General features: G+C 68.6%; 30 protein-coding genes. 16 read left to right on the top strand and 14 right to left on the bottom strand.

Annotated features, from left to right (window positions below; all coding sequences use genetic code 11):
• Nucleotides 1-12: 12 nt before the first annotated feature.
• Nucleotides 13-1,461 carry a Dyp-type peroxidase gene (locus AB0J62_RS27585; RefSeq protein WP_363877123.1) on the bottom strand — a complete coding sequence of 483 codons (1,449 nt, stop codon included), beginning with the start codon at nucleotides 1,459-1,461 and terminating at the stop codon, nucleotides 13-15.
• Nucleotides 1,454-2,611 (bottom strand): EfeM/EfeO family lipoprotein, encoded by a 1,158-nt coding sequence (locus AB0J62_RS27580; protein WP_363877121.1) that lies wholly within the window; start codon nucleotides 2,609-2,611, stop codon nucleotides 1,454-1,456. The genes AB0J62_RS27585 and AB0J62_RS27580 overlap by 8 nt, the downstream gene beginning before the upstream one ends.
• Nucleotides 2,612-2,816: 205 nt before the next feature.
• Here AB0J62_RS27580 and AB0J62_RS27575 point away from each other — a divergent pair, with 205 nt between their 5' ends.
• On the top strand, nucleotides 2,817-4,994 hold the full coding sequence (locus AB0J62_RS27575; RefSeq protein WP_363877119.1) for an alkaline phosphatase family protein: 2,178 nt from the start codon (nucleotides 2,817-2,819) through the stop codon (nucleotides 4,992-4,994).
• A 79-nt stretch (nucleotides 4,995-5,073) separates the two neighbouring features.
• Here AB0J62_RS27575 and AB0J62_RS27570 read toward each other — a convergent pair whose 3' ends face one another.
• Nucleotides 5,074-5,850 carry a PIG-L deacetylase family protein gene (locus AB0J62_RS27570; RefSeq protein WP_363877117.1) on the bottom strand — a complete coding sequence of 259 codons (777 nt, stop codon included), beginning with the start codon at nucleotides 5,848-5,850 and terminating at the stop codon, nucleotides 5,074-5,076.
• Between the two features lie 73 nt (nucleotides 5,851-5,923).
• Here AB0J62_RS27570 and AB0J62_RS27565 point away from each other — a divergent pair, with 73 nt between their 5' ends.
• On the top strand, nucleotides 5,924-7,381 hold the full coding sequence (locus tag AB0J62_RS27565; protein WP_363877115.1) for a glycosyl hydrolase family 65 protein: 1,458 nt from the start codon (nucleotides 5,924-5,926) through the stop codon (nucleotides 7,379-7,381).
• Between the two features lie 462 nt (nucleotides 7,382-7,843).
• Here the strand turns inward: AB0J62_RS27565 and AB0J62_RS27560 are convergent, their stop codons facing one another.
• Together AB0J62_RS27560 and AB0J62_RS27555 are read right to left on the bottom strand one after the other, a co-directional pair.
• On the bottom strand, nucleotides 7,844-8,155 hold the full coding sequence (locus AB0J62_RS27560; protein WP_363877113.1) for a multidrug efflux SMR transporter: 312 nt from the start codon (nucleotides 8,153-8,155) through the stop codon (nucleotides 7,844-7,846).
• Between the two features lie 234 nt (nucleotides 8,156-8,389).
• Entirely contained in the window at nucleotides 8,390-8,710 is a 321-nt protein-coding gene (locus AB0J62_RS27555; protein ID WP_363877111.1) for a multidrug efflux SMR transporter, read from the bottom strand.
• 71 nt (nucleotides 8,711-8,781) lie between these two features.
• Between AB0J62_RS27555 and AB0J62_RS27550 the strand changes: the two genes are divergently transcribed.
• The gene (locus AB0J62_RS27550) at nucleotides 8,782-9,156 is read left to right on the top strand and encodes a MerR family transcriptional regulator (RefSeq protein ID WP_134099100.1); all 375 of its coding nucleotides are present in this window, start codon (nucleotides 8,782-8,784) and stop codon (nucleotides 9,154-9,156) included.
• Here the strand turns inward: AB0J62_RS27550 and def (AB0J62_RS27545) are convergent.
• Nucleotides 9,142-9,765 (bottom strand): peptide deformylase, encoded by a 624-nt coding sequence (def, locus tag AB0J62_RS27545; RefSeq protein WP_363877108.1) that lies wholly within the window; start codon nucleotides 9,763-9,765, stop codon nucleotides 9,142-9,144. The genes AB0J62_RS27550 and def (AB0J62_RS27545) overlap by 15 nt on opposite strands.
• A gap of 60 nt (nucleotides 9,766-9,825) precedes the next feature.
• Here def (AB0J62_RS27545) and AB0J62_RS27540 point away from each other — a divergent pair, with 60 nt between their 5' ends.
• Nucleotides 9,826-10,326, top strand: coding sequence for a winged helix-turn-helix domain-containing protein (locus tag AB0J62_RS27540; RefSeq protein WP_363877105.1), 501 nt, complete (start codon nucleotides 9,826-9,828; stop codon nucleotides 10,324-10,326).
• 100 nt (nucleotides 10,327-10,426) lie between these two features.
• Nucleotides 10,427-10,807 carry a hypothetical protein gene (locus tag AB0J62_RS27535; RefSeq protein ID WP_363877103.1) on the top strand — a complete coding sequence of 127 codons (381 nt, stop codon included), beginning with the start codon at nucleotides 10,427-10,429 and terminating at the stop codon, nucleotides 10,805-10,807.
• Here the strand turns inward: AB0J62_RS27535 and AB0J62_RS27530 are convergent.
• The gene (locus AB0J62_RS27530) at nucleotides 10,794-11,666 is read right to left on the bottom strand and encodes a GNAT family N-acetyltransferase (protein ID WP_363877101.1); all 873 of its coding nucleotides are present in this window, start codon (nucleotides 11,664-11,666) and stop codon (nucleotides 10,794-10,796) included. The two genes, AB0J62_RS27535 and AB0J62_RS27530, sit on opposite strands and share 14 nt — an antisense overlap.
• Before the next feature lie 65 nt (nucleotides 11,667-11,731).
• On the opposite strand from AB0J62_RS27530, the gene AB0J62_RS27525 reads away from it, so the two are divergent.
• Both AB0J62_RS27525 and AB0J62_RS27520 read left to right on the top strand, forming a co-directional pair.
• Nucleotides 11,732-12,361, top strand: coding sequence for a class I SAM-dependent methyltransferase (locus AB0J62_RS27525; RefSeq protein WP_363877099.1), 630 nt, complete (start codon nucleotides 11,732-11,734; stop codon nucleotides 12,359-12,361).
• A gap of 39 nt (nucleotides 12,362-12,400) precedes the next feature.
• Nucleotides 12,401-13,351, top strand: a complete 951-nt coding sequence (locus AB0J62_RS27520; protein ID WP_363877097.1) for a crosslink repair DNA glycosylase YcaQ family protein — start codon at nucleotides 12,401-12,403, stop codon at nucleotides 13,349-13,351.
• Here the strand turns inward: AB0J62_RS27520 and AB0J62_RS27515 are convergent.
• Nucleotides 13,340-14,227, bottom strand: a complete 888-nt coding sequence (locus AB0J62_RS27515; protein ID WP_363877095.1) for a nucleotidyltransferase domain-containing protein — start codon at nucleotides 14,225-14,227, stop codon at nucleotides 13,340-13,342. The genes AB0J62_RS27520 and AB0J62_RS27515 overlap by 12 nt on opposite strands.
• A gap of 49 nt (nucleotides 14,228-14,276) precedes the next feature.
• On the opposite strand from AB0J62_RS27515, the gene AB0J62_RS27510 reads away from it, so the two are divergent.
• The 3 genes from AB0J62_RS27510 (at nucleotide 14,277) to AB0J62_RS27500 (ending at nucleotide 15,809) form a co-directional block, all read left to right on the top strand.
• Nucleotides 14,277-14,651, top strand: coding sequence for a YchJ family protein (locus AB0J62_RS27510; RefSeq protein WP_363877093.1), 375 nt, complete (start codon nucleotides 14,277-14,279; stop codon nucleotides 14,649-14,651).
• 35 nt (nucleotides 14,652-14,686) lie between these two features.
• Nucleotides 14,687-15,070, top strand: a complete 384-nt coding sequence (locus AB0J62_RS27505; RefSeq protein ID WP_363877091.1) for a hypothetical protein — start codon at nucleotides 14,687-14,689, stop codon at nucleotides 15,068-15,070.
• A gap of 283 nt (nucleotides 15,071-15,353) precedes the next feature.
• On the top strand, nucleotides 15,354-15,809 hold the full coding sequence (locus AB0J62_RS27500) for a hypothetical protein (protein WP_363877089.1): 456 nt from the start codon (nucleotides 15,354-15,356) through the stop codon (nucleotides 15,807-15,809).
• Between the two features lie 39 nt (nucleotides 15,810-15,848).
• Here AB0J62_RS27500 and AB0J62_RS27495 read toward each other — a convergent pair whose 3' ends face one another.
• Nucleotides 15,849-16,379: a YbhB/YbcL family Raf kinase inhibitor-like protein gene (locus tag AB0J62_RS27495; protein WP_363877087.1), complete on the bottom strand. Its 531-nt coding sequence runs from the start codon at nucleotides 16,377-16,379 to the stop codon at nucleotides 15,849-15,851.
• A 192-nt stretch (nucleotides 16,380-16,571) separates the two neighbouring features.
• Here AB0J62_RS27495 and cobT point away from each other — a divergent pair, with 192 nt between their 5' ends.
• From cobT to AB0J62_RS27470, 5 genes are read left to right on the top strand one after another with little or no spacing between them, the layout of a single operon-like run.
• Complete coding sequence (gene cobT / locus AB0J62_RS27490) at nucleotides 16,572-17,624, top strand: nicotinate-nucleotide--dimethylbenzimidazole phosphoribosyltransferase (protein WP_363877085.1); 1,053 nt, start codon at nucleotides 16,572-16,574, stop codon at nucleotides 17,622-17,624.
• Nucleotides 17,621-18,895, top strand: a complete 1,275-nt coding sequence (cobA, locus tag AB0J62_RS27485; RefSeq protein WP_363877083.1) for a uroporphyrinogen-III C-methyltransferase — start codon at nucleotides 17,621-17,623, stop codon at nucleotides 18,893-18,895. The genes cobT and cobA overlap by 4 nt, the downstream gene beginning before the upstream one ends.
• The gene (locus tag AB0J62_RS27480; RefSeq protein WP_363877081.1) at nucleotides 18,892-19,698 is read left to right on the top strand and encodes an RNA methyltransferase; all 807 of its coding nucleotides are present in this window, start codon (nucleotides 18,892-18,894) and stop codon (nucleotides 19,696-19,698) included. Before cobA ends, AB0J62_RS27480 begins: the two co-directional genes overlap by 4 nt.
• Nucleotides 19,699-19,707: 9 nt before the next feature.
• On the top strand, nucleotides 19,708-20,253 hold the full coding sequence (locus AB0J62_RS27475) for a GNAT family N-acetyltransferase (protein ID WP_363877079.1): 546 nt from the start codon (nucleotides 19,708-19,710) through the stop codon (nucleotides 20,251-20,253).
• Nucleotides 20,232-20,780, top strand: a complete 549-nt coding sequence (locus tag AB0J62_RS27470; RefSeq protein ID WP_363877076.1) for an AAA family ATPase — start codon at nucleotides 20,232-20,234, stop codon at nucleotides 20,778-20,780. Before AB0J62_RS27475 ends, AB0J62_RS27470 begins: the two co-directional genes overlap by 22 nt.
• 1 nt (nucleotide 20,781) lies before the next feature.
• Here the strand turns inward: AB0J62_RS27470 and def (AB0J62_RS27465) are convergent, their stop codons facing one another.
• Nucleotides 20,782-21,387 carry a peptide deformylase gene (gene def, locus AB0J62_RS27465; protein ID WP_363877074.1) on the bottom strand — a complete coding sequence of 202 codons (606 nt, stop codon included), beginning with the start codon at nucleotides 21,385-21,387 and terminating at the stop codon, nucleotides 20,782-20,784.
• 84 nt (nucleotides 21,388-21,471) lie between these two features.
• On the bottom strand, nucleotides 21,472-22,287 hold the full coding sequence (locus tag AB0J62_RS27460) for an LLM class F420-dependent oxidoreductase (RefSeq protein ID WP_363877072.1): 816 nt from the start codon (nucleotides 22,285-22,287) through the stop codon (nucleotides 21,472-21,474).
• A 67-nt stretch (nucleotides 22,288-22,354) separates the two neighbouring features.
• Here AB0J62_RS27460 and AB0J62_RS27455 point away from each other — a divergent pair, with 67 nt between their 5' ends.
• Nucleotides 22,355-23,962 carry an AAA family ATPase gene (locus AB0J62_RS27455; RefSeq protein ID WP_363877070.1) on the top strand — a complete coding sequence of 536 codons (1,608 nt, stop codon included), beginning with the start codon at nucleotides 22,355-22,357 and terminating at the stop codon, nucleotides 23,960-23,962.
• On the opposite strand, the gene AB0J62_RS27450 is transcribed toward AB0J62_RS27455, so the two are convergent.
• Genes AB0J62_RS27450 through AB0J62_RS27440 form a run of 3 tightly spaced genes read right to left on the bottom strand, consistent with a single transcriptional unit; the run spans nucleotide 23,952 to nucleotide 25,227 of the window.
• Nucleotides 23,952-24,359 (bottom strand): SRPBCC domain-containing protein, encoded by a 408-nt coding sequence (locus tag AB0J62_RS27450; protein WP_363877068.1) that lies wholly within the window; start codon nucleotides 24,357-24,359, stop codon nucleotides 23,952-23,954. The two genes, AB0J62_RS27455 and AB0J62_RS27450, sit on opposite strands and share 11 nt — an antisense overlap.
• Before the next feature lie 48 nt (nucleotides 24,360-24,407).
• Nucleotides 24,408-24,746 carry a helix-turn-helix domain-containing protein gene (locus AB0J62_RS27445; RefSeq protein ID WP_363877066.1) on the bottom strand — a complete coding sequence of 113 codons (339 nt, stop codon included), beginning with the start codon at nucleotides 24,744-24,746 and terminating at the stop codon, nucleotides 24,408-24,410.
• A gap of 46 nt (nucleotides 24,747-24,792) precedes the next feature.
• Nucleotides 24,793-25,227, bottom strand: coding sequence for a VOC family protein (locus AB0J62_RS27440; protein ID WP_363877064.1), 435 nt, complete (start codon nucleotides 25,225-25,227; stop codon nucleotides 24,793-24,795).
• Nucleotides 25,228-25,239: the final 12 nt, after the last annotated feature.

The raw sequence follows: 25,239 nt of genomic DNA, 5'->3' as shown, positions 1-25,239 counted from the left end.
GTCCGATCAATCTCACCGTGGTGTTGAGGCGAGGAGAGTGCGACCCAGCCAGTCGTTGGGGGCTTGTATGCCGGGGAGGGCGAAGAAGTAGCCGCCGCCGAAGGGGGTGATGTAGTCGACCAGGGCTTCGTCGATGAGGAGGGTTTGGACGGCGACGAACTGGCGGTCCAGGTCGGCGTTGAAGCAGATGAAGATCATGCCCATGTCTAGCTGGCCGTTGGGCTCGATGCCGGCGCTGTAGTTGAAGCCGCGGCGTAGCATCCGGCGGTCGTCGGCGGTGCCGTCGTGGGGGTTCGCTAGGCGGGTGTGGGCTGTTAGCGGCACTGTGTTGCCGTGTGCGTCCCGGTAGTAGCTGGGGAGCTGGAACTCCTCTTGGCCGGGTACTCGTTCGCCCGGGCGGCCGGAGAGCGGTGCGCCGGTGTCGCGGTCGCGGCCGAAGATTCGTTGCTGCTCGTTGATCGAGATCCGGTCCCAGAACTCCACGAACATCCGGATCAGCCGGACCACGTGGTACGAACCGCCGGTGACCCAGTCCGGTTCGTCGCCGCCGGCCTTGGTCCACACCAGCTGATCGAGCAGCTCGGGACGGTCGAGGAACTCGTGGTTGGCCGTGCCATCCTTGAAACCGAACAGGTTGCGCGGCGTCCCGCTCGGCCGCGGTGGGCTGGTGAAGCCTTCCATCTGCCACAGCACCTGCAGGTCGGCGCGGGTCGCGCGCATCAGGATGCGGAGCGCGTGCAGGACGGTGTCGCGGTGATCGGCGCAGATCTGCAGCAGCAGGTCACCGTCGCAGCGTGCGGGGTCGAGTGCGTCGTTCGGGAACTCGTCCATCGGGCGCAGCCGGGCCGGTTTGACGTCGGCGAGGCCGAACCTGTCGTCGAACAGGCTCGCACCGACGCTGACCGTGACGGTGAGACCGTCGGGCACCGTGCCCGGGCCGAGTACGCCGTTCTCGTACGGCGTCGACACGAGCCCGTCGTCGCTGCCGCGCCCGGTCGGCGCACCCTCGCCGGATACCAGATACCGGATGGTCGCCGTCAGCGTCTGGAACATCCGTCGCAACGCCGGCCGGTCGGCGGCGGTCACGAGAAACGCGACGACGATCCCCGCCTGCTGCGCAGGCTCCAGGATGCCGCCCTGGTGAGCACCTTCGAACGGCCGCCCATCCGGTGGAGCGGGGTCCGGTGCCGTGGTGTCGAGTAAGGCAGTGCTGCGTGCGGCAGTGTCTGGTGTCGCGGTGTCCCGTGCCGCGGTGTCCCGTGGGGTGTCCGGTATGCCGAGGTCCGGTACCGCGGTGTCCCGTGCGCCGGTGTCCGGTACGGCGGGCTCCGGTACGACGAGGTCCGGGGCGGTGGTGTCGCGTGCGGCGAGGCCCTGTACGGCGAGGTCCCGCGCGCCGGTGTCCGGTGCGGCGAGGTCCGGGGTGGTGGTGTCCGGGGCGGTGGTGTTGTGGTCAGGCATGGGTGATTGGGCCTCGGTCGCGGGTGGCGTTGCGGGGGTCGATGATGGCCGCGGTGTGAGAGAGCAGTTCGACGCTGTGTTGTACGGCCGCGTTGACCGTGGCCCGCTGCCGGACCGACAGCGCGGCCAGTCCGACCCAGCCGTCGTCGTGGTGGTGGCTGCGGATGACCTGCTGGGTGAGGCGGAGCTGCTCGTCGGTCTCGTGCAGGTATGGGTTCTGCGTTCGCAGGATCGGCCGCAGCGGGTCCAGCGCCTGCCAGACCCCGGTGATGTTGGCGTCGACGGTCGCCAGCTCGGTCTGGCTGCCGGCATCACCGATGCCGTTCAGGTCCCACTGCAGGGCGTCCTCGAGGATCTCGTGCGCCCGCCGGGCCATGTCGATCGGCATGATCGCGTTCGGCAGCGCCAGCTCCTCGGCGAGCCGCCCGATCGCCTCGAGCAGCGCGTCGGCGTGCGGCACGATCGTCGCCATCGGCCGGTCGTGCCACAGCATCGCCTCGATCTTGCGGAAGCCCGCGAAATCCGCGTTCGCGAGGCGGTCAAGGGCGACGCCGCGCGGCGGATCGGCGTTGATCTCGTCACCGGTCTCGTCGTACGCACGGTAAGCGCCGCCCAGTGTCTCGTAGGTGAGGTGGGCGGTCAGCCAGTGCCGTCGGGCGGCGGCCGCGTCGCCCACCTCGACCGCGCCCCGCAGCTGTTCAACCTCATCAGTCAGCCTGGGCAGCTGCCCGGTAATCCAGCCGACGTAGGAGTTGATCGGGATCCGCAGATCGAGCCCGGTCACGGGGACGATCCCGTGTACGTCGTACGGCAGCGGATCACCGGTGACGACGACCGGCCGGCTGTACTTGATCGTGTAGTCGGTGATGCAGACCCAGCGGTACGTTCCGGGCGGCACCGATGCCGTGACCGCACGGCTGACGCCGCGGCCGAAGTGCTCGACCTCGAGGTAGATCCGCTCGGTCGCGGGGTCCTCCAGGTAGACCTCCGCGCCGGCGCCCTCGTTGTTCACGAAGACGAAGTCGTAGCGGCCGGCCGGTCCGCCGAGCCAGTCGTCGATGCCGTACGGCGAGCCGACGACCAGCTCTATCGGCCGTGGCCGGCTCGACGGCAATGATCGTGCGGCCGCCGAGGCCGTCGTACTGCTCACCGGGCCCACGCTGGGCGGCAGTTGTGAACGGATCCGATGCTGACCACAACGCGCCGGTGAACAGCGGGTGACCGGCCGGGCAGGTCGGGAGCACGGAGTCCCTGAGTCTTCAGGGATTGTTCATGACGCGATGCTCGCGCGGTCCGGACCTTTGGCAGTTGACTCGTGGAGGAATCCCCGCCACGAGAGATTAGGTAGCAAACCTATGTCTGACAACGATTCGGCATCCGCGGACGGCACCAGGGCGGCCACGGAGCGCAACCGGATCAGCCGACGCCGGCTGATGCAGGCCGCGGGCGCCGCGGGCGCCGTTGCCGCCGCCGGAGGGCTGTCGACCGCCCCGGCCGACGCCGCACCGGACGCGACCGCGACGGCCGGTACGGTTGGCACGGCCGACAGCACGTCCGGCTCGACCACGGCGCAGCACTCGCGTCGTACCGGCACGATCAAGGACCTGAAGCACGTCGTGATCCTGATGCAGGAGAACCGGTCGTTCGACCACTACTTCGGCACCCTCGACCTGGCCGGCGCACGCGGCTTCGGCGACAAGCAGGTGCTGACCTGGCAGAACGGCCAGACGATCTACTACGACCCCAACAGCCGTGCCGAGGGCTACCTGCTGCCGTACCACGCCGACAGCCTCAAGTACAACGCGCAGAACACCAGCGCGCGCAACCGGTACTTCATGGAAGCCGACGTGCCGTGGCACCACGCGATCGCCAAGGCTTTCACCATCGGCGACCACTACTTCTGCTCGCTCGACACCAGCACCAGCCCGAACCGCATCATGATGTGGGCCGGTACGAACGACGCGGCCGGCGCGCAGGGTGGTCCGGTCATCAACAACAACGGCGACTACGGCTACGCCTACAAGTTCAAGACCTACCCGGAGACGCTGCAGGACGCCGGTGTCAGCTGGCAGATCTACGTCAACAACGACACCGATGACGACTTCCTCGGCGACTACACCGACAACACCGTCCGGTCGTTCGCAGCGTTCAACCCGGCGAACGCGACCCCGGAGAACACCCTGCCCCGCGAGGGACTGCTTGCCCGCGGCAACGTTGTGTACGCCCACACCACGCAGCCGGCCGGTATCAAGAACGACACCTCCAACGTCGACTACGTACTGCGGGACTTCATCGCCGACTGTGCGTCGGGTGACATCCCCGAGGTGTCCTGGGTCGTCGCGCCCGCCGCGTGGACCGAGCACCCGACGTACGCTCCGAACAACGGCGCGGTCTACACCGACCGGGTCATCCAGGCGGTGCACGACAACCCCGAACTGTGGGAGTCGACGCTGATCATCCTGAACTACGACGAGCCCGACCACGCGAACCGCATCGGTGAAGGCGGCTTCTTCGACCACGTCGTACCGCCGATCCCGGAGGTCGGTACCGTCGGCGAGCGCGCCCCCGGAATCAAGCCCGGCATGGGCGGTCGAGTGCCGTTCGTGCTGGTCTCGCCGTGGACCCGTGGTGGCTTCGTCAACTCCGAGGTCTTCGACCACACCTCGACGATCCAGCTGATCGAGGAGTGGACCAAGAGCCTCGGCAGGCCGGCCATCTGCGAGAACATCAACGACTGGCGGCGCGGCGTCGCCGGCAATCTGCTGTCGGCGATCGACTTCCGCAACTTCGACACGTCGTTCCCGAAGCTTCCGAAGCCGGCGGACCTGCTCAAGTCGGTCGTGACCGATGCCGGCCTGCCGCCCGTGCCGCAGCCGGCCGTCGGTGCGCAGGTCATGCCGACCCAGACGATCACCGGCAAGGCGAAGCGCAGCCCGCTGTCCTTCCAGCCCAATGGCGTCCTCGTCGAGAACCCCGTGACCGGGGCCGTGACCGCCACCTTCACCGTCGAAGGCGGTCCCGACGGCAAGGCAGTCAACCTGGTCGGGCTGGCCGACAAGTACGTGCCCGCCCTGACCGGCGCCGAGCCGCTCGGCATCGGTCAGGACGCGCTGCCCCTCACGACGAGCAACCGCCGGTCGAGCTCGTACGCGTGGGACACCAAGGCGACGAACGGCAAGTACGCCTTCACCTTCTACGGCCCCGACCACTTCATCCGGTCCTTCGCCGGCACCGTGGTCCCGGCCAACGACCGGACCTCGGCCCAGCCGCGGGTCGACGTACGGCTCGCCAAGGGACACGGGCGGGTCGACCCGACGGTCGCGTTCACCCTGTCCGCCAACGGCGGCCGGTCAGTGACCTACACGCTGGCCGCGAACGACTTCGCCGGGAAGACGACGACCATCGTGGTGCCGGCCGGCAAGCACAGCGTCGTCACCTGGCCGACCGAGGACGGCTACTACGACGTGATCATCACCGCGAAGGAGTCTGCGGACTTCAAGCAGCGGTACGCCGGTCGCGCTGCGCAGAAGTGATCCTTCGCGCGCCGTGCTGAGCTGATCGCGATGTGCCCGCGTTCCTACCGGATCGCGGGCACATCCGCGTCGCGGGGTGTCAGTCCTCGGTGCCGTCGGTGCCGTCGGCGTCGTCTGTGGGGAAGGCCGGCGGGGCTTGCAGGTCGTGGGCGCGGAAGAGGACGGCGTGCTCGACGCCCATGACCTTGCCGCTCATCCTGGCGAACATCGGGATGAACTCGGCCGGGGCCGGGTGCCAGGGGAGCGCGGCCAGGTACGCGGCGTGTGCCTCGAGTGAGGCGACGCCTTTGCGGAGCGGTTCGCCGGTGACGTCGACGCCGTGGGTTGCGTTGCCGCCCAGCCCGGGGACGAGGTACCAGCGAGGTGAGTGCGGCTCGAGTTGCTCGTCGTCGATCTGTTCGGGGAAGACCCAGCGGTTGCCCGCGTCACGGATCGCGTCCAGGGTCGCGAGCCCGGCGGCGCGGTGGTCGGCCTGGTCGAAGCCGAACGGCGTCTCGACGTCGTACCCGACACCGAGCACGACGTCGGGCTTGAACCGGCGGATCTCCCGGCAGATGTCGCGGCGCAGGTCGAGGCCGTAGACGAGCACACCGTCCGGATGCTCGAGGACGGTCAGGTGGGTGACTCCCACGACGTCGCAGGCGGCCTGCTGCTCGGCAAGCCGCAGCTGAGCCGTCTCCGCGGGAGGATTCGGCATCCCGGCCTCGCCCCGGGTGAGCAGCAGGTACCCGACCTCGATACCGCGCGCGGTCCACCGGGCAACGGCCGCGGAGCTCCCGTACTCCATGTCGTCAGGGTGCGCCACAACACACAACACCCGCTGAAAGGATTCCTCAGGCAGAGCCGGCAACGTCATACCAGCATCCTTGCACCCCGCCGGGTCCCGGCGGGGTGCATCTGCTGGTCGGGCCGGCTGATGGAATGGGGGCATGACGACGACAGACTCTCGTCCGGTACTGCGGTTCGAGGATGCGGCGAGCCAGGCTCTGTACAGCGCGATCTACGCCGCGGCGCTCCAGAACCTGCTGGGGACCAATACCGTTCCGTTCGGCGAGATGCATGCCAGGAGTGGGTTGATGGATCCGGCGGTGGGGATGGTTCGGGCCGGGGGTGGGTACGAGCAGCCGTGGACGCGGGACGCGACGATCAACAGCTGGAACGCGACGAGCCTGCTGGCGCCGGCACTCGCCGCGAACACACTGTGGGCAGTGGTCGAAAAGGGTGCCGAAGGCAAGCTCGTCGTGCAGCAGGACAGCCAGCAGTGGGATCAGGTGATCTGGACTATCGGTGCCTGGCACCACTATCTGGTGACCGGCGACCGGGAGTTTCTGCAGCGTGCGTACGACGTTGTCACGAACACGCTGGCCGTCCGCGAGCAGGCCGCCGTCTTCGGCCGCGATGCCCGGTATGGGCTGTTCACCGGTCCGTCGTTCTTCAACGACGGCGTCTCCGGCTTCCCGGCGCCGACGGCGGACGCGGGGGAGTCGCGGGGGAGCGAGAGTACGTCGTACCCGGATGTCGTGTCGGCGATGTATCTGAGCACCAACGCGCTGTACTACGCCGCCTACATGCGTGCGGCCGAGATGGCGGACGCGCTCGGTCGGCCGGCTGATGGTCATCGAGCCAAGGCGGCGGGGCTCAAGCAGGCGATCAACCAGCACTTCTGGAATCCGCGCACCGGAAGCTACAACTATGAGCTCACGGCTGACGGGAGGCCGGGGGCGTACCAGGAAGGTGCGGGGCTGGCGTTCGCCCTGCTTTTCGGGATCGCCGACGGCTCGCAAGCCAGGTCGGTGATCTCGAATGCGCAGCGGATGACTTGGGGAATGCCTGACACCTTTCCGCGCTGGGACAGGTACTCCAGCGCGGAACCCGGACGGCACAACGCGATCGTCTGGCCGCTCGTGCAAGGACTCTGGGCGAAGGGTCTGGCCAAGCACGGCGATGTGGAGGGGTTCGCGACTGAGACCAGGTTGCTCGCGGAGCTGGTTAGGAACAGCGGCGGTTTCTGGGAGATCTACGACGGGAACACCGGTGCCGTCGAGGGTGGCTACCAGGGCGCAACCGGCGTACTCAAACGCCACTGGGACTCGCAGCCCGACCAGACCTGGTCCGCGACGGCCTTCATCGACATGATGCACACCGGCCTGTTCGGCATGACCTTCGACAGCCGCGGCCTGACCTTCGCACCGAACCTCCCGCCCGGCTGGGGCGACGTCACACTCAGCGGCGTGCGCTACCGAGACTCTGTCCTGACAGTGGCCCTTCGCGGTACAGGCAATGTCATCCACGCCTTCAACCTCGACGGCACCCCGTCGACGGAGTACGCCGTACCGACCTCCCTCCACGGACACCACACAATCGACATCACCCTGAACCCGGCGTAGCACGCTTGCTGTCGCTCGGACACGTACCACCCGGGGCAGGCGCAAAAGGTCACCGCTTCGCGGCGGCTATTTTGTTAGCAGCCTGCGGCGGCGTGCATGTCGCGCCTGGCCGGTGGCTTCGGCGTATCGCGTGGTCCGGCGGGTGTTCACCGGGCTTTCCGCCACGTCTGGCCCGGGCGCGGGGCAACGGACGCCGCTTCGCGGCGGCTGTTTTGTTGGCCGCCTGCGGCGGGGCGCATGTCGGGCCTGGGTGGTCGCTTCGGCGTATCCCGTGGTCCGGTGGGCGTTGACGAGGCGTCCCGCTGCGTCTCGCCGGGCCGGGGGCAACGGACGCAGCTTCGCGGCGGTTGTTTTGTTGGCCGCTTGCGGCGCCGTGCATGTCGCGCTTGGGCGGTCGCTTCGGCGTATCCCGTGATCCGGCTGGCGCGCCGCGCCGGGCGCGGGATTCGGTCTTGGGTTGGATCAGCGGCGGTGCCGGTCGGCGAGCTTCAGCCAGATGACGCCGGTGATGATGACGGCCAGCCAGGCGGCCTTTGCGGTGGTGAGGGTCTCGTCGAAGAAGACCGGCCCCAGGACGGCGGCTCCCACGGCGCCGATGCCGGCCCAGACGGCGTACCCGATGGCGACTTCGATGGTGCGGAGGGCGCGGCTGAGTGCCCAAAGGGTCAGCAGGAAGAACACGACGGCTACGGCGGACCAGGACGGCACGGTGAAGCCGCGGCTGCCACCGACGGAGAGTGCGTAGCCGACCTCGAACGCACCAGCCAGCAGCAACGTGAGCCAAGCCGAGCGGGAAGACGCCGCGTGCTGAGCAGAGCGCGCGTACTGCGAGGCCTCAGCGTGCTGTGTGGCGTGCCGTGACGCGTGTGGCGAGGCGTGCCGTGACGCGTGCTGTGAGGCATGTGGCGAGGCGTGCTGTGAGGCGTGTGGCGGGTCGGGTTTGGATGGGTGCGTGGCGTGCGGTGGCTGCGTGGGGTTTTGGGGTGTCATGGGGTGTCCTTGAGGGAGTCAGATGGTGCCGGTTAGTTGGAGGCCTGCTACGCCGGTGATGACCAGGGCGATGCCGATTGCCTTGCGCCAGGTGAGTTGTTGGCCGAAGAGCAGGGCGCCTAGCAGCGTGATGCCGACACCGGCGAGTGACGTCCAGAGGGCGTAGCCGACGCCGACGTCGAAGGTGAGGAGGGCTCGGCTGAGGAAGTACGTGCCCAGGGCGCCGGTGATGAGAGTGGTGGCGGTCCAGCCGCGGTGGGTGAAGCCTTGGGCTTTGCCCGCGGAGAGCGCTACGGCGATCTCGAAGACGACGGCGACGGCCAGGTAGAGCCAGTGCATGAGGTTCCCTTCAGTGCGGTTGCCTCATCAGGGTCAGACTTCACACTGGTGTGAAGTGCAAGACTTGGCCCATGCGCATCGGAGAACTCGCGGACGCCACCGGCGTCAGCACACGCTCCCTGCGGTACTACGAAGAGCAGGGCCTGATCCGCTCGGACCGGACCGCGGGCGGCTGGCGCGAGTTCGACCCGTCGATGGTCGAGCGAGTCGTCATGATCCAGCACCTGCTGGCAGCCGGCCTGGGCAGCACGACCATCGGGGAGTTGTTGCCCTGCCTGGAGGCTCCGCCGGCCGAGCGCACCGGCGTACTCGAAGTCCTCCTCGCAGAAGGCGTCGAACGCCTCGAGGCCAAGCGCCGCGAGATCGACCGCGAACTCGAAGTACTCCAAGCCCTCCGCCAGGACGTCAGCATCCCGCAGCGGGCCGACGCCCTACTTGCTGAGTAGCAGCTGGCGAGCGGCGCGATGGGATAGGACGCCGTTGCGGTTGGTGGCTGACTCGTTCAGGGCGCTCGCGTGGGCGGCGGCTGCGAGGTGGTCGACGTAGACGGTGCCGGCTAGGTGTTGGGTTTCGTGGATCAGGCAGCGGGCCAGGTAGCCGGTTGAGTCGAGGGTGAAAGGGCGGCCTTCGACGTCTTGGGCGTGGAGGGTGGCTCGGGCGGGGCGGGGGAGTGGGGCGTTGGCGCCCGGGAGGGAGAGGCAGCCTTCGGTGCCGGGCTGGGTGCCGAAGAGGGCGGTCATGGTTTCGATGCGCGGGTTGAACGCGTGGCCGACGTGGCGGTCGCCGTACTCGTCCGTCAGGTCGTAGACGAATAGGGCCGCGTCGACGTCGACCTGGTTCGCAGCGAGGCCGCAGCCCTCGGCGATCCACATCGTGGTGAACATGTCGTCGATCAGCGAACCCCAGCGCTCCGCGCCGAACTCTGTCACCGGTTGGCACGGCCGATGCAGGATCTCCTCGCCGTACTCCGTGATCCGCCGCGGCGTGCCGCGCCGTACCTCGTCGGTCAGCTCGGGCAGGCGGCGACTCAGGCGGCCCTGGACGTACGTCGGCATGCAAAGATCGTAGTCTGCAAAGTTCACGCTTTGCAAAGTGAACGGTTTAAGATGCAGGACATGGCCGACCACCGCAGTACGCCGAACCGGCGCGACGTCGTGCGTGCGCATCCGCTGCGGGAGGCGCTCCTGGAGCTGATCGACCGGGACGGTACGACGACGTCGACCATCGCGGCGCGGGAGTTGGGGGAGAGCACGGGGTCGTGCTCGTTCCACCTGCGGCGGCTGGAGGCGCTCGGGGTGATCGAGGCGGTGCCGGGCGCGGTGGGGCGGGTGAAGCCGTGGCGGCGGATGCGCGTGGAGCAGGCGACGCTCAATCGCGAGCTCGAGGACACGGCGTACGCGAGCTGGCTGGCCGCGAAGACGTCCGACGACGAGGACTTCGCCTTCAGCGAGGTGGTGACGCTGGCCGACGGGGAGCTCGCGGAACTGCGGGCCCGCCTGCATCGGGTAATGCGCGACTTCGTCGGCTCCGAGCCGAGATCGGACGCCACGACACCGACGGCCGTGACACCGACGGCCGTGATCATCCGCGCCTTCCCGCTCCGCGAAGAGCAGTAACGCGAAGAGCAGTAACACGAAGAGCAGTAAGCCGACGGAACCGACCGGGAAGGCCGAGCGTCAGCCCAGGCGACGGCATCCTGTCGACCACGGAGTTCCCATGACTTACGGCCAGCCGGATCGCAACCCCAACTCCCAGCAAGGGGGGTATCCGCAGCACCTCTGGCCCGACTACTCGCAGGCGCCGAGTGATCCTGCCTGGCAGCCTCAGGCGCCGATCCCGGTTCAGCCGAAGGGTACGGCGCTGCTCGGCGTACTCGCCTTCGTCCTCGGGCTCGCGGCCCTGGTCGCGCCCTTCCTGCCCGTCGATATGACGGGATTCCGCCAGTACGCCGCCTTCCCGCTGGCGCTCCCGGGCGTCGGGCTCGCGATTGCCGGGCTGATCGGCGCCCGGCGCGGGAAGCCGCTGGCCGTCGTCGGCGCGGTGCTGTGCGTGCTGGCGCTCGGGATCGGCTGGATCATGGTGCTCAACTACCGCTGACCGGCCCCGAAATCATCAGCCGATGCCCCTCCGCCAACACCAGCGTGAACGTACGCCGGTACCACGGCATGTCCTCCGGCGCGGTCGATTCCGCAAGGCCGGCTGCGAGCGCGGCGTCGTACAGGGGATCGACGAGTACGCCGACATCGAACGTGATCGTCGCGGGTGAGATGGCGCCGGTTGCGCGCCGTACCTCCAGGCCGCTCTGACCGTTCCACTCGGTGAAGCCGAGATGCACGAGGTCGTCGAGTTCGAAGCGGACGCGTAGCCCCAGCAACTCGGTCAGCACGCGCACCGTGGCAGCGAGGTCGCGAACCTCCAGCACCGGCATGATCCCGAACGTGATCGGATCCGTCGGCCTCGCCGCGCGACCCATCACGACGGACTGCGCGATCTCGCCGTCGAGCGTCCGCGGCAGGCGGCCGACGAGGTCGAGGCCCGCGTGCCGGGCGACGGCGATCGAGCGTACGTTGCGCGAGTCGATCCATGCCTCGACGCCGGTGATCGACGGCTGCTCGAGCAGGTGATCGACGACCGCGCGGGCTGCCTCGCTCATCAGCCCGGCGCCCCACCGATCGCGGCGCAGGTACCAGCTCAGGCCGCGGATCGAGCTGCCTTGATCGGAGAAGACGGCGATGACGCCGACGGCGGTCTGCTCCGGCCGGACCCGCAGTACCCACGTCCAGCCGCCGTTGTCGCCGAACTCCCGCTCCAACCGCTCCCGCGACTCGCTCTCGGACGTCGACGGCGTCATATATCCGCCGCTCGCCCACTCCGGATCCGCGAACATCGCGTGCAGCGCCGGCAGATCGCGCTCCATCTCGAACTCCACCAGATCGAGCCGAGCGGTCTCGAGCATCTGCATCGATCCTTCACTTGGGGTAAGGATGGGTAGAGAACCTCTACGCCACGAAGGGTACGACGATGGCCGAGCGCACGCGGCAGCCCACGAGTCACGAGCGGATGTCAGGTCGTCCGTGGGATGCGTCGTACCAGGACGGTCCCGCGCCGTGGGAGTTCGGCGGGCCGCAGCCGGCGGTTGTGCAGTTGGTGTCCGAAGGTGCATTCCACGGGACAGTGCTCGACGCGGGCTGTGGGAGTGGTGACAACGCACTGCTCATCGCTTCGAGCGGGGTGCCCGTGGTTGGGTTCGATGTCGCCGAGACCGCGTTGGCGCGGGCCCGGGAGAAGGCCGCTGAGCAGGGCGTCGACGCCGAGTTTGTTGCCGCCGATGCGCTGCAGCTCGATGAGTTGGGGCGTAGTTTCGACACGATTCTCGACAGCGGTCTCTTTCACACCTTCGATGCGGGCGAGCGCTCGCAGTACGTCGTGAGTCTGGCTTCGGTCGCCAAATCCGGCGCGACTCTTTATGTGTTGTGTTTCAGCGACGAAGAACCCGACGCCGTTCCGCACCCGATCTCGCAAATCGATTTGCATGCCGCGTTCACTGCCGACTCCGGCTGGAGGGTCGTCAGTATCGAACCGCGCAGGATCGAGACGCGAATGCATGAGAATGGCGCTCCGGGCTGGCTCGCGACGGTACGTCGAAACTAAGCCAAGCAGTGGCGTGTTTTCGCCGTAAGGTCCTCAAGCATGATCACGCGGGAGCAGGCCGTCGCCTATCGGTTGCACGTGAACTACCTGGTCGATCGACTGCCGGCGGGATCGCACGAGCAGGCGGCGTACGTCGGTCTGCAGGACACCGCGCCGCGGGACGCGTTGCTCGGGCTGCATGCTCGAATGGCGGGATGCGTGCCGTCGGACTGGGAGCACCCCTCCCTGATCCAGACGTACAGCCCGCGGGCGGCGGTGTATGTGCTGCCCGTTCGCGATTTCGGCGTGTTCACGCTGGGGCGACTGCCGCTCGACGCGGACGCGGTACGGCGGATCGACGTACTCGCGGACCGGCTGTGCGCGACGTTGGGCGGGCGTGAGCGGCGGGGAGGCATGGGACACGAGTTGCGCGAGGCGTGTGCGAGCGGGCGGATCGCGGTGCGGTGGGACACGACGTCGCTGTGGGCGCGGGAGGTTCCACGGCCGTCGATCGACGTCTCCGAGGCGCGGGTGGAGTTGTGCCGGCGACACGTTCGTTGCTTCGGGCCCACAACGCCGAAGACGTTCTCATGGTGGTCCGGCCTGTCGCCTGCGGATGCTCGGGCGGTCTGGGACTCGCTGGCGGAAGAGCTCGTCGAGGTCGATTTCGAGGGCGTTGCCGGGTGGATTCTTCGCGCGGACGAAGAATGGTTGCGGTCGGCAACTGTGCCGCGTGGGGTTCGGTTGCTCGTCGCGTCGGATCTGCGACTGTTCGGCCGGGATCACGGCGGCCGGTTCGTCGGACCGGGTCTGCGGGAGTTGACGCCGGTCGCGGATTCCTTTCATCCCAACGGCTTGCTGGTCGACGGTCGCATCGTCGGTGCGTGGGGACGGAAGGGCGGGCGGGTGGACGTGGTGCTGTCCGAGAAGCTCGACGCGAGGCAGTACGGCGCTTTGGAGGAAGAGGTCGCAACTATGCCGGTGCGCGATCCGCAACTGTCAGTCAGGTGAGGGGAGTGCGTCGAGGGGCTTCCGGTAGCTGCGGAAGTTGGTGCGGAGGAGGTGGACGTCCACCTCGGGGAGATGGAGTTCGATCAGGTCGTAGGTCTCTTCGACGAGGTCGTGGAGCAGTTGAGCGCCTTCGGGTGGGGGTCGGTTGAAGACGCCTCGGATGCGGGCCGTCAATGATGGTGGCGCCAACGACAGACCCAGGTTGTCGAGGCGTTTGAACGCGGACGGATGACCGCAGTACTTGCCGTTGAGGGCGTGGAGGACGGTCAGCAGTTGGCTCGTGATGCGCAGGAATTCGCGGGCGAGGAGGAGCGGGTTGTGACGGTAGGCGAGCATCTGCCAGCGCCAGAACTGTTCGATGTTCCCGTCCCGCCGTACGACGGCGAGTGCGAGCTCACGCGGGTAGGGCTGCACGCGTCCCTGCCAGCCGGCGACGAGTTCGGCGCGCGGGCCGCGGACGTCGCGACCGTCCACGATGCCCTTGATCGCGTCCAGGCTCGGTCCGTCCGGGCGGTGCGAGATGAGTACGTCGTCCAGCATGTTCTCGACCGCGGGCGTGGTCGTGTGCACGACCTCGACCATCAGCCCGTCGGATCGCGGCGCGCCGAGGTAGATGTGGTCGTACCAGGGCGGCGTTCCCTCATTCACCGTCCGAATGTCAGCCGCCCCCGCAACGTCAGCCACCGCGACCCGCTCAGCGAGCGAGGGCCGACGTGCCCAGAACACCCCGACCTCGACGTCCGACCACCGATCCGCGTCTCCCCGTGCGGTCGACCCGCTCACGATCACGGCGTCGACCCCGTCAGCCGCCGCAAATGTGTTCAGGACCGGCTGCACAGCCTCACGCCGCCACCGAGCCGCCTCCGTCACCGCCATGACGGCAGTAGATCACGCAGGCCCGCGACCGATCGGCGACAATCACTCCATGCCAGCCCTCTGTCCGTGCGGTCAGGACCTGCCGTACGCCGCCTGCTGTGGTCCGCTCCACCGCGGTGACGCGACCGCCTCGACCGCGGAGCAGTTGATGCGCTCCCGGTACGCCGCCTTCGTGATGCACGACGCGCCGTACCTCCAGCAAACCTGGTCGCTGACGACCCGACCGGCGAGGATCGACTTCCCACCGGGCCGGGAGTGGACCGGGCTGGAGATCGTGCGCACGACCGGTGGGAGCGCGTTCCACACGGAGGGCACGGTCGAGTTTCGCGCCCACTACACCGAAGCCGGCAAACCCGGCGTCCAGCACGAGAACAGCACCTTCACCCGCGAAGGCGGCCACTGGGTCTACGTCACCGCGCTATGACCGAACCTGAGATTCGCAGATGGGGCACACACCGCGTGACCCTGATCCTGCTCCGCCTCCTAGTGCTGGCCGCGCTGGTCGCAACCGCGATCGAGCACCTGCTCTGGCCGACGATCCCGGCCGCCTTGCTGATCCTGGGCGGGGCGATGCGGTACGAACTCCGCCTCACCGACGAGGAGCTGATCCTCCGAGAGCCGATCGGCGGCACCCGGATCCCGCGCGCAGAGATCGCCTACGCGAAGTTCGACTACAAACCCTTCGGCGTCTACCTGGACATCCACCGCCACAACGGCCAGATCGACCACCTCCGCTTCGCCCCCAAAGCAACCTCAACCGAACTCTCCGGCGACCCCCCACCCCCAGACAGCCCCGCCCACCAAATCACCCGCTGGGCGCAGGAGGCGCAGAGTCACGATTAGACCCGCGGCCCGGAATGCGGCTGGGATCGGGGGCGCGCCGGGTTGAGGGGGGGTGTTACCCGGCCTGACCGGCGATCGTGGTGCGTTTCATCACCCCATCCGGTTGAGTTGGGGGGCGGGTGGTCGAGGGGTGGGTGCGGGGGGTGGGGTGCCCTCATCCGCATGGGGTGAGGTGGTGGGGCGGGCGGCGGGACACGATCCAGGGGTGGTCCGTTGCCGGCTTGGCGGCGGCATGCCGTAGGAGAGGAGACAGCAGGATGGCTGCGAAAAAGGCCGGGCGGCGATGACCGGCTTCATCGTGTTCGCCGGCGCGCTGCTCATGATGACCGGACTGGTGAACGTCTTCGAGGGGTTCATCGCGCTGTTCTCGGACGAGCGCCTGGTCGTCACCCGGGAGAACCTGATCATCGTCGACGTGACCGCGTGGGGCTGGATCATCCTGATCTTCGGCCTGCTCCTGATGGCAGTCGGCGCCTGTCTGCTGACGGCACAGACGTGGGCCAGGATCGCCGCGATCGTGCTCGTCTGCCTGCACGCTGTCACGCAGGTCGCCTGGCTCGGCGCGTATCCGGTCTGGGCGTTGCTGATGATCGCGCTGGACGTCTTCGTGCTGTACGCGCTGACCGCCCGGTGGTCCGACGTACGCGACGAGCTCGGCGGTTCGAGCAGAGTCGAATGGGACGGTCAGGAGGCGGCCGATCTATCGGCTGCCGAGCGACGCAGACCCCCGCTGATGTGACCCTGGGAGCCGCCTCGAACGAGACGGCTCCCAGGCACTTCACTCCGCGATCTGGTACGTCGGGGTGATGATGGCTCGCGCCAACGTGTGGAAGGCGAGGTTGAAGCCCACCACGGCGGGCGAGGCGTCGGCGTCGACGTCCAGGGCTTCCACGTCGATCGCATGTACGACGAAGTAGTAGCGGTGGACCTGGTCGCCTGCGGGCGGGGCCGCGCCGCCGAAGTTCTTGGCGCCGAAGTCGTTGCGGACGTGGAACGCGCCGTTGTCGAGGCGTTCGGGAGTGCCGGCGCCGGTCGGGAGCTCCGTGACCGTGGCCGGGAGGTTGACCAGGACCCAGTGCCAGAAGCCGGACACGATCGGCGCGTCGGGGTCGTAGCAGGTGACGACGAAGGCCTTGGTCTCCGCGGGGAACCCGGACCAGCTGAGCTGCGGCGACTTGTTCCCGCCGCCGAACGCGTGGTCGTCCGACAGCTGCTCGCCGTCGGCGACATCGGTACTGGTGACGGTGAACGAACCCACCTTCGGGAGCAGTTCGTACGGGTCCGGGGCGACGGGACGATCGAGCGACATCGGTGATCCTCCGGGATCTGGAAGGCGTCTGCGACGTGTGGTGATTCCGACATTACTGTCCATATGCCGCCGACCCACCCCGGGGCACCCGATCGGAGATGCGAAGATCGAGCCGGTACGGCGGAACCGGGCAAGCGGGACTGCCGCGCGGGCGGACGGCCCGCCGTGGACCGGGAACGGATGGAGGACTCGATGGACGGCGTGGTGGACGGGTACCTGGAGCGGATCGCTCCCGCCGACTCGGCGGCGATGCAGGCGGCCGAGGGGCGGCACGCGCAGCTGACGAAGCCGGCCGGGTCGCTCGGCGTACTCGAGGAGCTGTCCGTGCGAGTGGCGGGGATGACCGGGGCCTGCCCGCCACAGGTGCCACAGCCTGCCGTGGTGACGGTGTTCGCGGCGGATCACGGCGTACACGCGCAGAACGTCTCCCCGTGGCCGCAGGAGGTGACCGCCGCGATGCTCGCGAACTTCGCGGCCGGGGGTGCCGCGGTGAACGCGTTCGCGGCCAACAACCGGGTCGACGTACGGGTCGTGGACGTCGGCGTGGCGACACCGGTGGAGCAGTTGGACATCATCCACGCCAAGGTCCGTCCGGGCACCCGCGACCTGTCCCGGACCGACGCCCTCACCGAGGACGAGGCGCGGGCGGCGATCGCGGTCGGGTTCGACCTCGCGGACAAGCTGGTGCACGACGGGTATCGCTGCCTGCTGACCGGCGACATGGGCATTGCCAACACGACCGCCTCGGCTGCGCTGATCGCGACCTTCACCGGGTCGACCGCCGACGCCGTTACGGGCCGCGGCACCGGCATCGACGACGCGGCGCTCGCGCACAAGACAGCCGTGGTACGGGATGCGCTTGCGCTCCACGACGTACCTTCGGCTGATCCGCTCAAGGCGCTCCAGGCGTACGGCGGTCTCGAGCACGCAGCTCTTGCCGGATACATCCTCGGAGCGGCGGCCAACCGTACGCCGGTGATCCTCGACGGCGTGATCGCCGGAGCGGCCGCGCTCGTGGCACAGGCGTTCCACCCGGCCGTCGTCGACTACTGCGTCGCCGGGCACCGCTCGGCTGAGCCCGGTCACGCGGTCGCGCTGAAGAAGCTCGGCCTGCAGCCGCTCGTGGACCTCGACCTGCGTCTCGGTGAGGGGACCGGTGCGGTGCTCGCGTACCCGATCCTCACCTGCGCGGTGCGTGCGCTCGCGGAGATGGCCACGTTCGAGGACGCGGGGATCGGTCAGTGACACATCAGTACCTGTCCGGTCTCGTGCTCGAAGGGCGGCGCGTGGTCGTCGTCGGCGGTGGCGGGGTCGCTCAGCGCCGGCTGCCGCGGCTGCTCGAGTCGGGCGCGCGAATCGACCTGATCTCACCGTCGATCACCCCGACCATCGAGGGTCTGCTCGGGAACCCGTCACTGAGCTGGATCGAGCGCGGGTTCCAGGACGGCGATCTCGACGGGGCCTGGTACGTCGTGGTCGCGACGGATGATGCCTCGGTCAACGATCGGGTCTCGGCCGAGGCGGACGAGCGGCGGATCTTCTGTGTGCGCTCCGACGACCGTTCGCAGGCGACCGCGTGGACGCCGGCGTCCGGTCAGCACGACAACGTGACGATCGGCGTCCTCGGCGGTGGCGATCACCGGAAGTCGGCCGCCGTCCGGGACGCGATTCTGGAAGGGCTGCGGACCGGTGAGCTGGCTGCGCGGGACGTGGATCGGCGACCGGGGGTGTACCTGGTCGGCGGGGGACCGGGCGATCCGGATCTGATCACGGTGCGCGGGCGGCGGTTGCTGGCGGAGGCTGACGTGGTTGTGGCGGATCGGTTGGCGCCGCAGCCGTTGCTGGACGAGCTGCACCCGGATGTCGAGTTGTTCGACGCGGCGAAGTTGCCGCGCGGGCGGGCGGCGCAGCAGGAGGAGATCAACCGGATCCTGGTGGAGCGCGGGCGGGCCGGGAAGGTCGTCGTACGGCTCAAGGGCGGGGATCCGTACGTGTTCGGGCGGGGTTTCGAGGAGGCGCTGGCGTGCGCTGAGGCTGGGGTTCCGTGGACGGTGGTGCCGGGGATCACGAGCTCGATCTCGGTGCCGGCGGTGTCGGGGATCCCGGTGACCCATCGCGGGGTGACGCATGAGTTCACGGTGGTGTCGGGTCACATCCCGCCGTCACACCCGGACTCATTGGTCAACTGGGATGCCCTCGCGCAGCTGCACGGCACTTTGGTACTTCTGATGGCGGTCGAGAACCTTCCGGCGATCGCCGAACGGTTGATCGCGGCTGGTCGGCCGGCGAACACCCCGGCGGCGGGGATTGCCGACGGAACGTTGCCTGGTCAACGGATGGTGACGTCGGACCTGGCCGGGATCGCTCAAGCGATGAAGGACGATGGCGTCGGCGCACCAGCAATCGTTGTCATAGGCAACGTGGTCGAGGTAGCCGCGCTGGCGCGCGCCACGGCGGGAGCGGCGGAGCGCGGTGGCGGTGGCGGTGTGGAGCGCGGTGGTGGTGGGGTGGGGTGACGCTGATTCCGGTTGAGGATGCGGGGGATGCGCGGCTTGCCGACTATGTGCAACTGCGGGAGGTTAATCTGCGGCGGTTGCTCGAGGAGGAGCACGGGCTGTTCATTGCCGAGGGCGACAAAGTGATCCGGCGGGCCGCGGAGACCGGGTACGAGCCGCGGTCGTTCCTGCTCGCGCCGCGGTGGCTGGACTCGCTCCAGGACGTTCTCGACAAGTGGCCGGACAAGCCCGTGTACGTCGTGTCGGAGGAGCTGGCCGAGCAGGTCACCGGATTCCACGTCCACCGCGGCGCGCTCGCGTCGTACAAGCGCCGCGCCGCCGTACCGCTCGCAGACCTCCTGACCGACGACGTACGACGAATCGCGATCTTCGACGATATCGTTGACCACACCAACGTTGGCGCCGGGTTCCGCGCCGCGGCCGCGCTGGGTGTCGGCCTCGTGCTGGTGACGCCGACCTGCGCCGACCCGCTGTATCGGCGTTCGATCAAGGTCTCGATGGGCACCGTCTTCCAGGTTCCGTGGACCCGTCTCCAGAACTGGCCGGGCGACCTGCGACTCCTCCAGGAGCACGGGTACGTCGCCGCCGCAATGGCCCTCACTGACGACTCGATCACCCTCGACGAGCTCGCCGACCGGGACGACGACAAGCTCGCGCTGATCTTCGGCACCGAAGGCCACGGCCTCAAACCGCACGTGCTCGAACAGGCAGACGTCACCGTACGCATCCCGATGGCGGGCGGCGTCGACTCCCTCAACGTGGCATCCTCAGCAGCAGTAGCGTTCTACGCCACTCGACGCTGAGGGGGAGCCATGCGTACGACGGACCGCCTCGTCCTGCGCCCGTTCCGCGACACCGACCTGGAGCCGTGGGCCGCCCTGAACGCGGATCCGCAAGTCACGCAGTTCCTCGGAGGCCCGCTGAGCCGGGCCGAGTGCGACCGGGACGCGGCCGGTATCAACGAGGTCTACGCCGCGCACGGGTACGGCTTCCTGGCCGTCGAGCGTCGTACGGACGGGGTCTTCCTCGGCGCCTGCGGTCTCTCGAAGGAGCAGTGGTACCCGGACGACCTCGAGATCGGCTGGCGGCTCGCGCGCGAGTTCTGGGGTCACGGCTACGCGACCGAGGCCGCGGCTTCCTGGATCGAGCACGGGTTCACGACGCTCGGCCTGCCGCGCATTATTGCGGTGACCGATACCCCGAACGTCCGTAGCATCGCGGTCATGCGCCGGCTCGGGATGCGCTTCGATCACGAGGCGGTGCTGGAGGAGGACGGCGTACCGTTCGACGCCACCATCTACTCGCTGACGGCGGAGGCTTGGAAAGCATGGACGGCATGGAAAGCAAGCCGAAGGTAGTCCTCGTCACCGGAATGCAGGCGGCCGGGAAGTCGACGATCGCGCCGTTGCTCGCGGCAAGGATGGGTCCGCCCGCAGCAACTCTCGACGGCGACGTCTTCTACCGCGGCGTCGTCGCCGGCGCGGAGATCATGACACCGGAACCGTCCCCGGAGGCGATCCGGCAGCTTGAGTTGCGGTACGACGCGAGCGCACTGGTGGCGCAGCACTACGCCGACGCCGGATTCGACTTCGTGTGCAGCGACATCGTGCTGGGCGAGCACGTCGAGCGATGGTTCTCGCGGCTGCGCGGCGTCGACCCGTACCTCGTCGTCCTCGTGCCGTCGGTCGAGTCGATCGTCGAGCGGGAGATCGGGCGCGGGGGCAACAACGCCTACCGGGACTGGGGTCCCTCGGTCGAGGAGGGTGTCCGCGCGCTGATGACGAGCCTCGACGAGACTCCGCGCCGGGGCCTGTGGTTGGACACCACCGGCCAGACCCCGGCCCAGACAGTCGACGAGATCGACCTGGAGAAGGCCCGCTGGTAGATCAGGTGGCGGGGGTGTCCTCGTGGTCGTTCTCGTGCTCGATCATCGGGGAGACCGGCCAGTCGGACGGGTAGTCCGGGGCGAACTCCTCGGCCTCGGCGAACAGGCGCTTCTTGTACTTGCGGGACAGCCGGTCGCCGAACACCATGCCCTGGGTGTGATCGGTCTCGTGCTGCAGGCAGCGGGCCAGCAGGCCGTTGCCCTCGAAGCTGACCGGCTCGCCGTGCTGGTCGACGCCGGTGACCTTGGCGAAGTCGGGGCGCGCGCACTTGGTGAACGCGCCGGGCAGCGACAGGCAGCCCTCGTCCCCCTCGTCCAGGTTGCGGTCCTTGCCCTCCGGCACCTCGACCGTCGGGTTGCACACCACGCCTTGCACCCGGTTGCCGTCCTTGTCGGGGCAGTCGAACACGAAGACCTGCAGGTCGACACCGACCTGGTTCGCCGCCAGGCCGACGCCCTCGGCCGCGTTCATCGTCGCGACCATGTCGGCGATCAGCGTCTGCAGCTCGTCCCCGAAGTCGGTGACAGGCTTGTTGACCCGATGCATGACGTCCTCACCCCAGCGGGTGATGGGCCGCACCGAACCGTTCCCAGGCAACGTAGACATGCCCGAAATCCTAACCTGCCCCCGACTTCGGGCACCCACCAACCGTTTCCGGCGGGCGCCGGTGGTTGGTGGGTGCCCAAGGTGCTACTTGGCGTTGACCTCGTCGCGCCAGGTGACCCACTCGCGGAGCAGGCCGAGGTCGTAGTCGGGACCGGAGGAGGAGACCGTGAACAGGCGGGTGCCGACGTCGAGCAGCGACTTGCCGATGTCCTCGGGGGACTTGTCGCCGACACCGGCCGAGCGCTCGATCTCACCCGGGTCGCGGCCGAGCGTCTTGCAGTGCTCGTCGAGTACGGCGTGCTTGTGCGCGAGCGTCTCCGCGTCGCCGAAGCCGTGCCAGATGTTCGCGTGCTTGGCGACGAGCTTCAGCGTCTTCTTCTCACCGCCGCCGCCGATCAGCACCGGGATGTCGCGGGTCGGCCGCGGGTTGAGCTTGGTCCAGCGCTGCTCGATCCGCGGCAGTGCCTCGCCGAGGGCGTCCAGCCGGCCGCCCGCCGTACCGAAGTCGTAGCCGTACTCGTCGTAGTCCTTCTCGAACCAGCCGGAGCCGATGCCGAAGATCAGCCGGCCGTCGCTGATGTGGTCGACCGTCCGCGCCATGTCGGCGAGCAGGTCGGGGTTGCGGTAGGAGTTGCAGGTGACCAGGGCGCCGATCTCGACCCGCTCGGTCGCCTCGGCCCAGGCGGCCAGCATGGTCCAGCACTCGAAGTGCAGGCCCTCGGGCTCACCGCTGAGCGGGTAGAAGTGGTCCCAGTTGAACACCACGTCGACGCCGATCTCTTCGGCCGCGGCGACGGTGCGCCGGATGTCGGCGTACTGGGCGTGCTGGGGCTGGACCTGCAGACCGATCCGTACCGGAAAAGCGCCGTACGGACGGTCGGTGGACTCGGAAGCTGTCATGGTGAAGATCCTATCCGGCGTTTCGGAGGACCCTCCGGATAGGTCCAGAACGAGGAGGTACGACGGGATGCCAGACGCTGAGTCCGACGGTGTGTCCAACACTGTGTCCAACGCCGTGTCCGATGACGGGGCGGAGGTCGACGAGTTCGCGCGGCTGTTCACGCGGTTCCTGGAGCGGATGCAGGTCAGCGGGCACCGGAGCAGCCGGGAGAGCCTGCGGGACCGGCTCCGGGAGCATCTCGGTGTCGACCCCGAGCAGGTGCCGGTGGTGTCATCGAGTTTTCCGCCGTACGACCTGCCGAACGTGCAGCGGGCGATCGAGGCCTGGTTCGACTCGTTCGAGGTGGTCGGGCTGGCCGGTTCGAACCGCGGTCATCACTCGCTCGGCGAGCTCCTGGAGCTGGCGGAGTACGACCGGTTCGGGATCGGGGCGGTCGACTACCAGCGGCTGCAGATCGACGTCGGCGAGGAGATGGATTGCGTCGCCTTCGGGTTCTACCTCGGGGTGCGGGGCGACGATCGGTACGTCGCGCTGCTGCGGGCGGCGAATCCGCAGTACGGGCGTTCGAGCGTGGACCTCGAGATCCTGGCGGTGGAGAAGGCGGCCGGCGATCGGTTCCTCGGGGCGCTGCCCGAGCTGATCCGGGAGCACAACGTGTTCCGCGCGAAGGTGGTGTCGTTCGAGGGGCACGAGTTCGGGCAGGGTGTCGGGCCGTTCCGGTTGCATCCGCGGCCGGGGATCACGCGGGCGGACGTCGTACTGCCTGACGGTGTGCTCGAGCGGATCGAGCGGGAGGTCGTCGGGATCGCCGCGCATCGGGAGACGCTGCTGGCCGCGGGTCAGCACCTACGGCGGGGCGTTCTGCTCTACGGCCCGCCCGGGACCGGGAAGACCCATACCATACGGTATGTCCTGTCGCAGTTGCCCGACTTCACGGTCGTGCTGCTGGCGGGGACGAGCATCCACTTCATCTCGCAGGCGTGCGCGCTGGCACGGATGCTGCAGCCGGCGCTCGTCGTCCTCGAGGACTGCGATCTCGTCGCCGAAGCGCGGGACTACTCACACGGCTCCGAGAATCCGCTGCTGTTCCAGGTGCTGAACGAGATGGACGGACTGGCGCAGGACGCGGATGTGGCGTTCCTGCTGACCACGAACCGGGCGGACCTGCTCGAGCCGGCGCTGATGCAGCGGCCAGGGCGGGTGGACATGGCTGTGGAGGTGCCGCTGCCGGACGCTGACGGGCGAGCGCGGTTGCTGCGGCTCTACGGGCCTGGTCTGGAGCTTCCGGGTGAGCTGGTCGACGAGATCGTCGAGCAGACGGCTGGTACGACGGCATCATTCATGAAGGAGCTGGTACGACGGACGGTGCTGCTCGCCGCGGAGGCGGGGACGGCGCCGGGCGCGGATCACCTTCGGGCCGCGGTCGCGGAACTGCTGTCGTCGCGCGACACGCTGACCCGACGCCTGCTCGGCGCGACCGGAAGCGAGCCGTACGACGACCAGGCGGGCGCCGCCGATCCGCCAGGCCCGGGCACCGCACCGGAGCCAGGAATGGCCGGGCCGGGCGCGGCGCGGCCTGGCGCGGCGCCGGGGCTGGCGGGGCCGAGCGCGGGGGCAGGCATGTTGCCTAAGCGAGGGCCGATGCCTGGGGTGTACAAGGGGTTCATCGGCTGAAGTAGGTCGCGAGGTGGTTGAGCATGGTGGCGACGCCGGGCTTGATCGGGACTTGCTGTTCGTCGGTGAGGCCGACGCTGCGGTAGCTGAGCTGCGTCTTCCCATCAGGTAGTCCTGACAAGTCGACGGTGATCTCCTCGGCGGGGTCGTCGAAGTACAGGACCAGATGGTGCGGAAGGTCGAGCTCGCCGTACCGGAGCGTGAACGGCACCTCGACGTCGCCCTCGCCGACGAAGACGGCCGAGATCAGGCCCCCGGGCCGGACGTCGAGCGTGACGCGGTCGGACGGCGTGGTGAAACCTTCGGCAAGGAACCAGGCCGCGAACGGCTCGGCCTCGGTGAATGCGCGGACGACCTCGGCGGGTGGGGCGTCGACGACCTGCTGCAACGTGAACATGATCAGAACCTCCAGTGTGGATGACTCGATCACTGTGCCTGGAGGCGTTTACGGTTTGCTTTCGGTCGGGAGCTGGTCGGCGTAAACCTCGGCCCAGTCGCCCAGCGCGCGGATCGGCACCAGCAGGTCCTTGCCCGCGGTCGTCAGCGAGTACTCGACACGCGGCGGCGCTTCGGCGTACCGGCGGCGTTCGACCAGACCGTTGTGTTCGAGGCGGCGCAGCGTCTCGGTGAGGACCTTCTGGCTGATGCCGCCGATCCGGCGGCGGAGGTCACCGGGACGGGCGGCGCCGTGCGAGAGCGAGTACAGCACGACCATCGGCCAGCGTCCGCTGATCAGGTCGGCGGCGACCCGCGCCTGACAGTCGGAGAAGAATCTCGGCTCCACCCGTCCATTGTGCGTCGCCCGATAGGCACCAGTTGGTGCCCATCGCTCAGTCCAGACAGAACTCGTTGCCCTCGACGTCCTGCATGTTCTGGCACGACTCGTTGACGCCGTCGTAACGCAGCAGCGGCCCGCGCGTCGCTCCGAGCGCCTCCAGCCGGACACATTCGGCCTCGAGGACCGCCAGCCGCTCCTCAAGTACGAGACCGGTGCCGACCCGTACGTCGAGGTGCACGCGGTTCTTCACGACCTTGCCCTCGGGGACGCGCTGGAAGAACAGCCGCGGCCCGACGCCGGTTGGGTCGACACACGCGAACGCCGCGCCCTGGCTCTCCGGCGGCAACGACCGGTCGAACTCGCCCCAGTCGGCGAAGCCCTCCGGCGGCGGCGGTACGACGTACCCGAGCACCTCGCACCAGAAGCGCGCGACGCGCTCCGGATCCGCGCAATCGAAGGTGACCTGGAACTGCTTCACGGACGGCATCGGCCCAGCATA

Origin of the sequence: Kribbella sp. NPDC049584 (genome assembly GCF_040675555.1) — a bacterium.
GTDB lineage: Bacteria > Actinomycetota > Actinomycetes > Propionibacteriales > Kribbellaceae > Kribbella.
Note: the sequence above shows the minus strand (reverse complement) of the source record. Positions and strands in the feature narration are given on the sequence as shown.

Bases quoted from the DNA above. Each gene is read 5' to 3' on its own strand.
- AB0J62_RS27585 (WP_363877123.1), bottom strand. From the start codon at position 1,461: ATGCCTGACCACAACACCACCGCCCCGGACACCACCACCCCGGACCTC.
- AB0J62_RS27575 (WP_363877119.1), top strand. From the start codon at position 2,817: ATGTCTGACAACGATTCGGCATCCGCGGACGGCACCAGGGCGGCCACG.
- AB0J62_RS27570 (WP_363877117.1), bottom strand. From the start codon at position 5,850: ATGACGTTGCCGGCTCTGCCTGAGGAATCCTTTCAGCGGGTGTTGTGT.
- AB0J62_RS27565 (WP_363877115.1), top strand. From the start codon at position 5,924: ATGACGACGACAGACTCTCGTCCGGTACTGCGGTTCGAGGATGCGGCG.
- AB0J62_RS27555 (WP_363877111.1), bottom strand. From the start codon at position 8,710: ATGCACTGGCTCTACCTGGCCGTCGCCGTCGTCTTCGAGATCGCCGTA.
- AB0J62_RS27550 (WP_134099100.1), top strand. From the start codon at position 8,782: ATGCGCATCGGAGAACTCGCGGACGCCACCGGCGTCAGCACACGCTCC.
- def (WP_363877108.1), bottom strand. From the start codon at position 9,765: ATGCCGACGTACGTCCAGGGCCGCCTGAGTCGCCGCCTGCCCGAGCTG.
- AB0J62_RS27540 (WP_363877105.1), top strand. From the start codon at position 9,826: ATGGCCGACCACCGCAGTACGCCGAACCGGCGCGACGTCGTGCGTGCG.
- AB0J62_RS27535 (WP_363877103.1), top strand. From the start codon at position 10,427: ATGACTTACGGCCAGCCGGATCGCAACCCCAACTCCCAGCAAGGGGGG.
- AB0J62_RS27530 (WP_363877101.1), bottom strand. From the start codon at position 11,666: ATGCTCGAGACCGCTCGGCTCGATCTGGTGGAGTTCGAGATGGAGCGC.
- AB0J62_RS27525 (WP_363877099.1), top strand. From the start codon at position 11,732: ATGGCCGAGCGCACGCGGCAGCCCACGAGTCACGAGCGGATGTCAGGT.
- AB0J62_RS27520 (WP_363877097.1), top strand. From the start codon at position 12,401: ATGATCACGCGGGAGCAGGCCGTCGCCTATCGGTTGCACGTGAACTAC.
- AB0J62_RS27515 (WP_363877095.1), bottom strand. From the start codon at position 14,227: ATGGCGGTGACGGAGGCGGCTCGGTGGCGGCGTGAGGCTGTGCAGCCG.
- AB0J62_RS27510 (WP_363877093.1), top strand. From the start codon at position 14,277: ATGCCAGCCCTCTGTCCGTGCGGTCAGGACCTGCCGTACGCCGCCTGC.
- AB0J62_RS27500 (WP_363877089.1), top strand. From the start codon at position 15,354: ATGACCGGCTTCATCGTGTTCGCCGGCGCGCTGCTCATGATGACCGGA.
- AB0J62_RS27495 (WP_363877087.1), bottom strand. From the start codon at position 16,379: ATGTCGCTCGATCGTCCCGTCGCCCCGGACCCGTACGAACTGCTCCCG.
- cobT (WP_363877085.1), top strand. From the start codon at position 16,572: ATGGACGGCGTGGTGGACGGGTACCTGGAGCGGATCGCTCCCGCCGAC.
- AB0J62_RS27475 (WP_363877079.1), top strand. From the start codon at position 19,708: ATGCGTACGACGGACCGCCTCGTCCTGCGCCCGTTCCGCGACACCGAC.
- AB0J62_RS27470 (WP_363877076.1), top strand. From the start codon at position 20,232: ATGGAAAGCAAGCCGAAGGTAGTCCTCGTCACCGGAATGCAGGCGGCC.
- def (WP_363877074.1), bottom strand. From the start codon at position 21,387: ATGTCTACGTTGCCTGGGAACGGTTCGGTGCGGCCCATCACCCGCTGG.
- AB0J62_RS27460 (WP_363877072.1), bottom strand. From the start codon at position 22,287: ATGACAGCTTCCGAGTCCACCGACCGTCCGTACGGCGCTTTTCCGGTA.
- AB0J62_RS27455 (WP_363877070.1), top strand. From the start codon at position 22,355: ATGCCAGACGCTGAGTCCGACGGTGTGTCCAACACTGTGTCCAACGCC.
- AB0J62_RS27450 (WP_363877068.1), bottom strand. From the start codon at position 24,359: ATGTTCACGTTGCAGCAGGTCGTCGACGCCCCACCCGCCGAGGTCGTC.
- AB0J62_RS27440 (WP_363877064.1), bottom strand. From the start codon at position 25,227: ATGCCGTCCGTGAAGCAGTTCCAGGTCACCTTCGATTGCGCGGATCCG.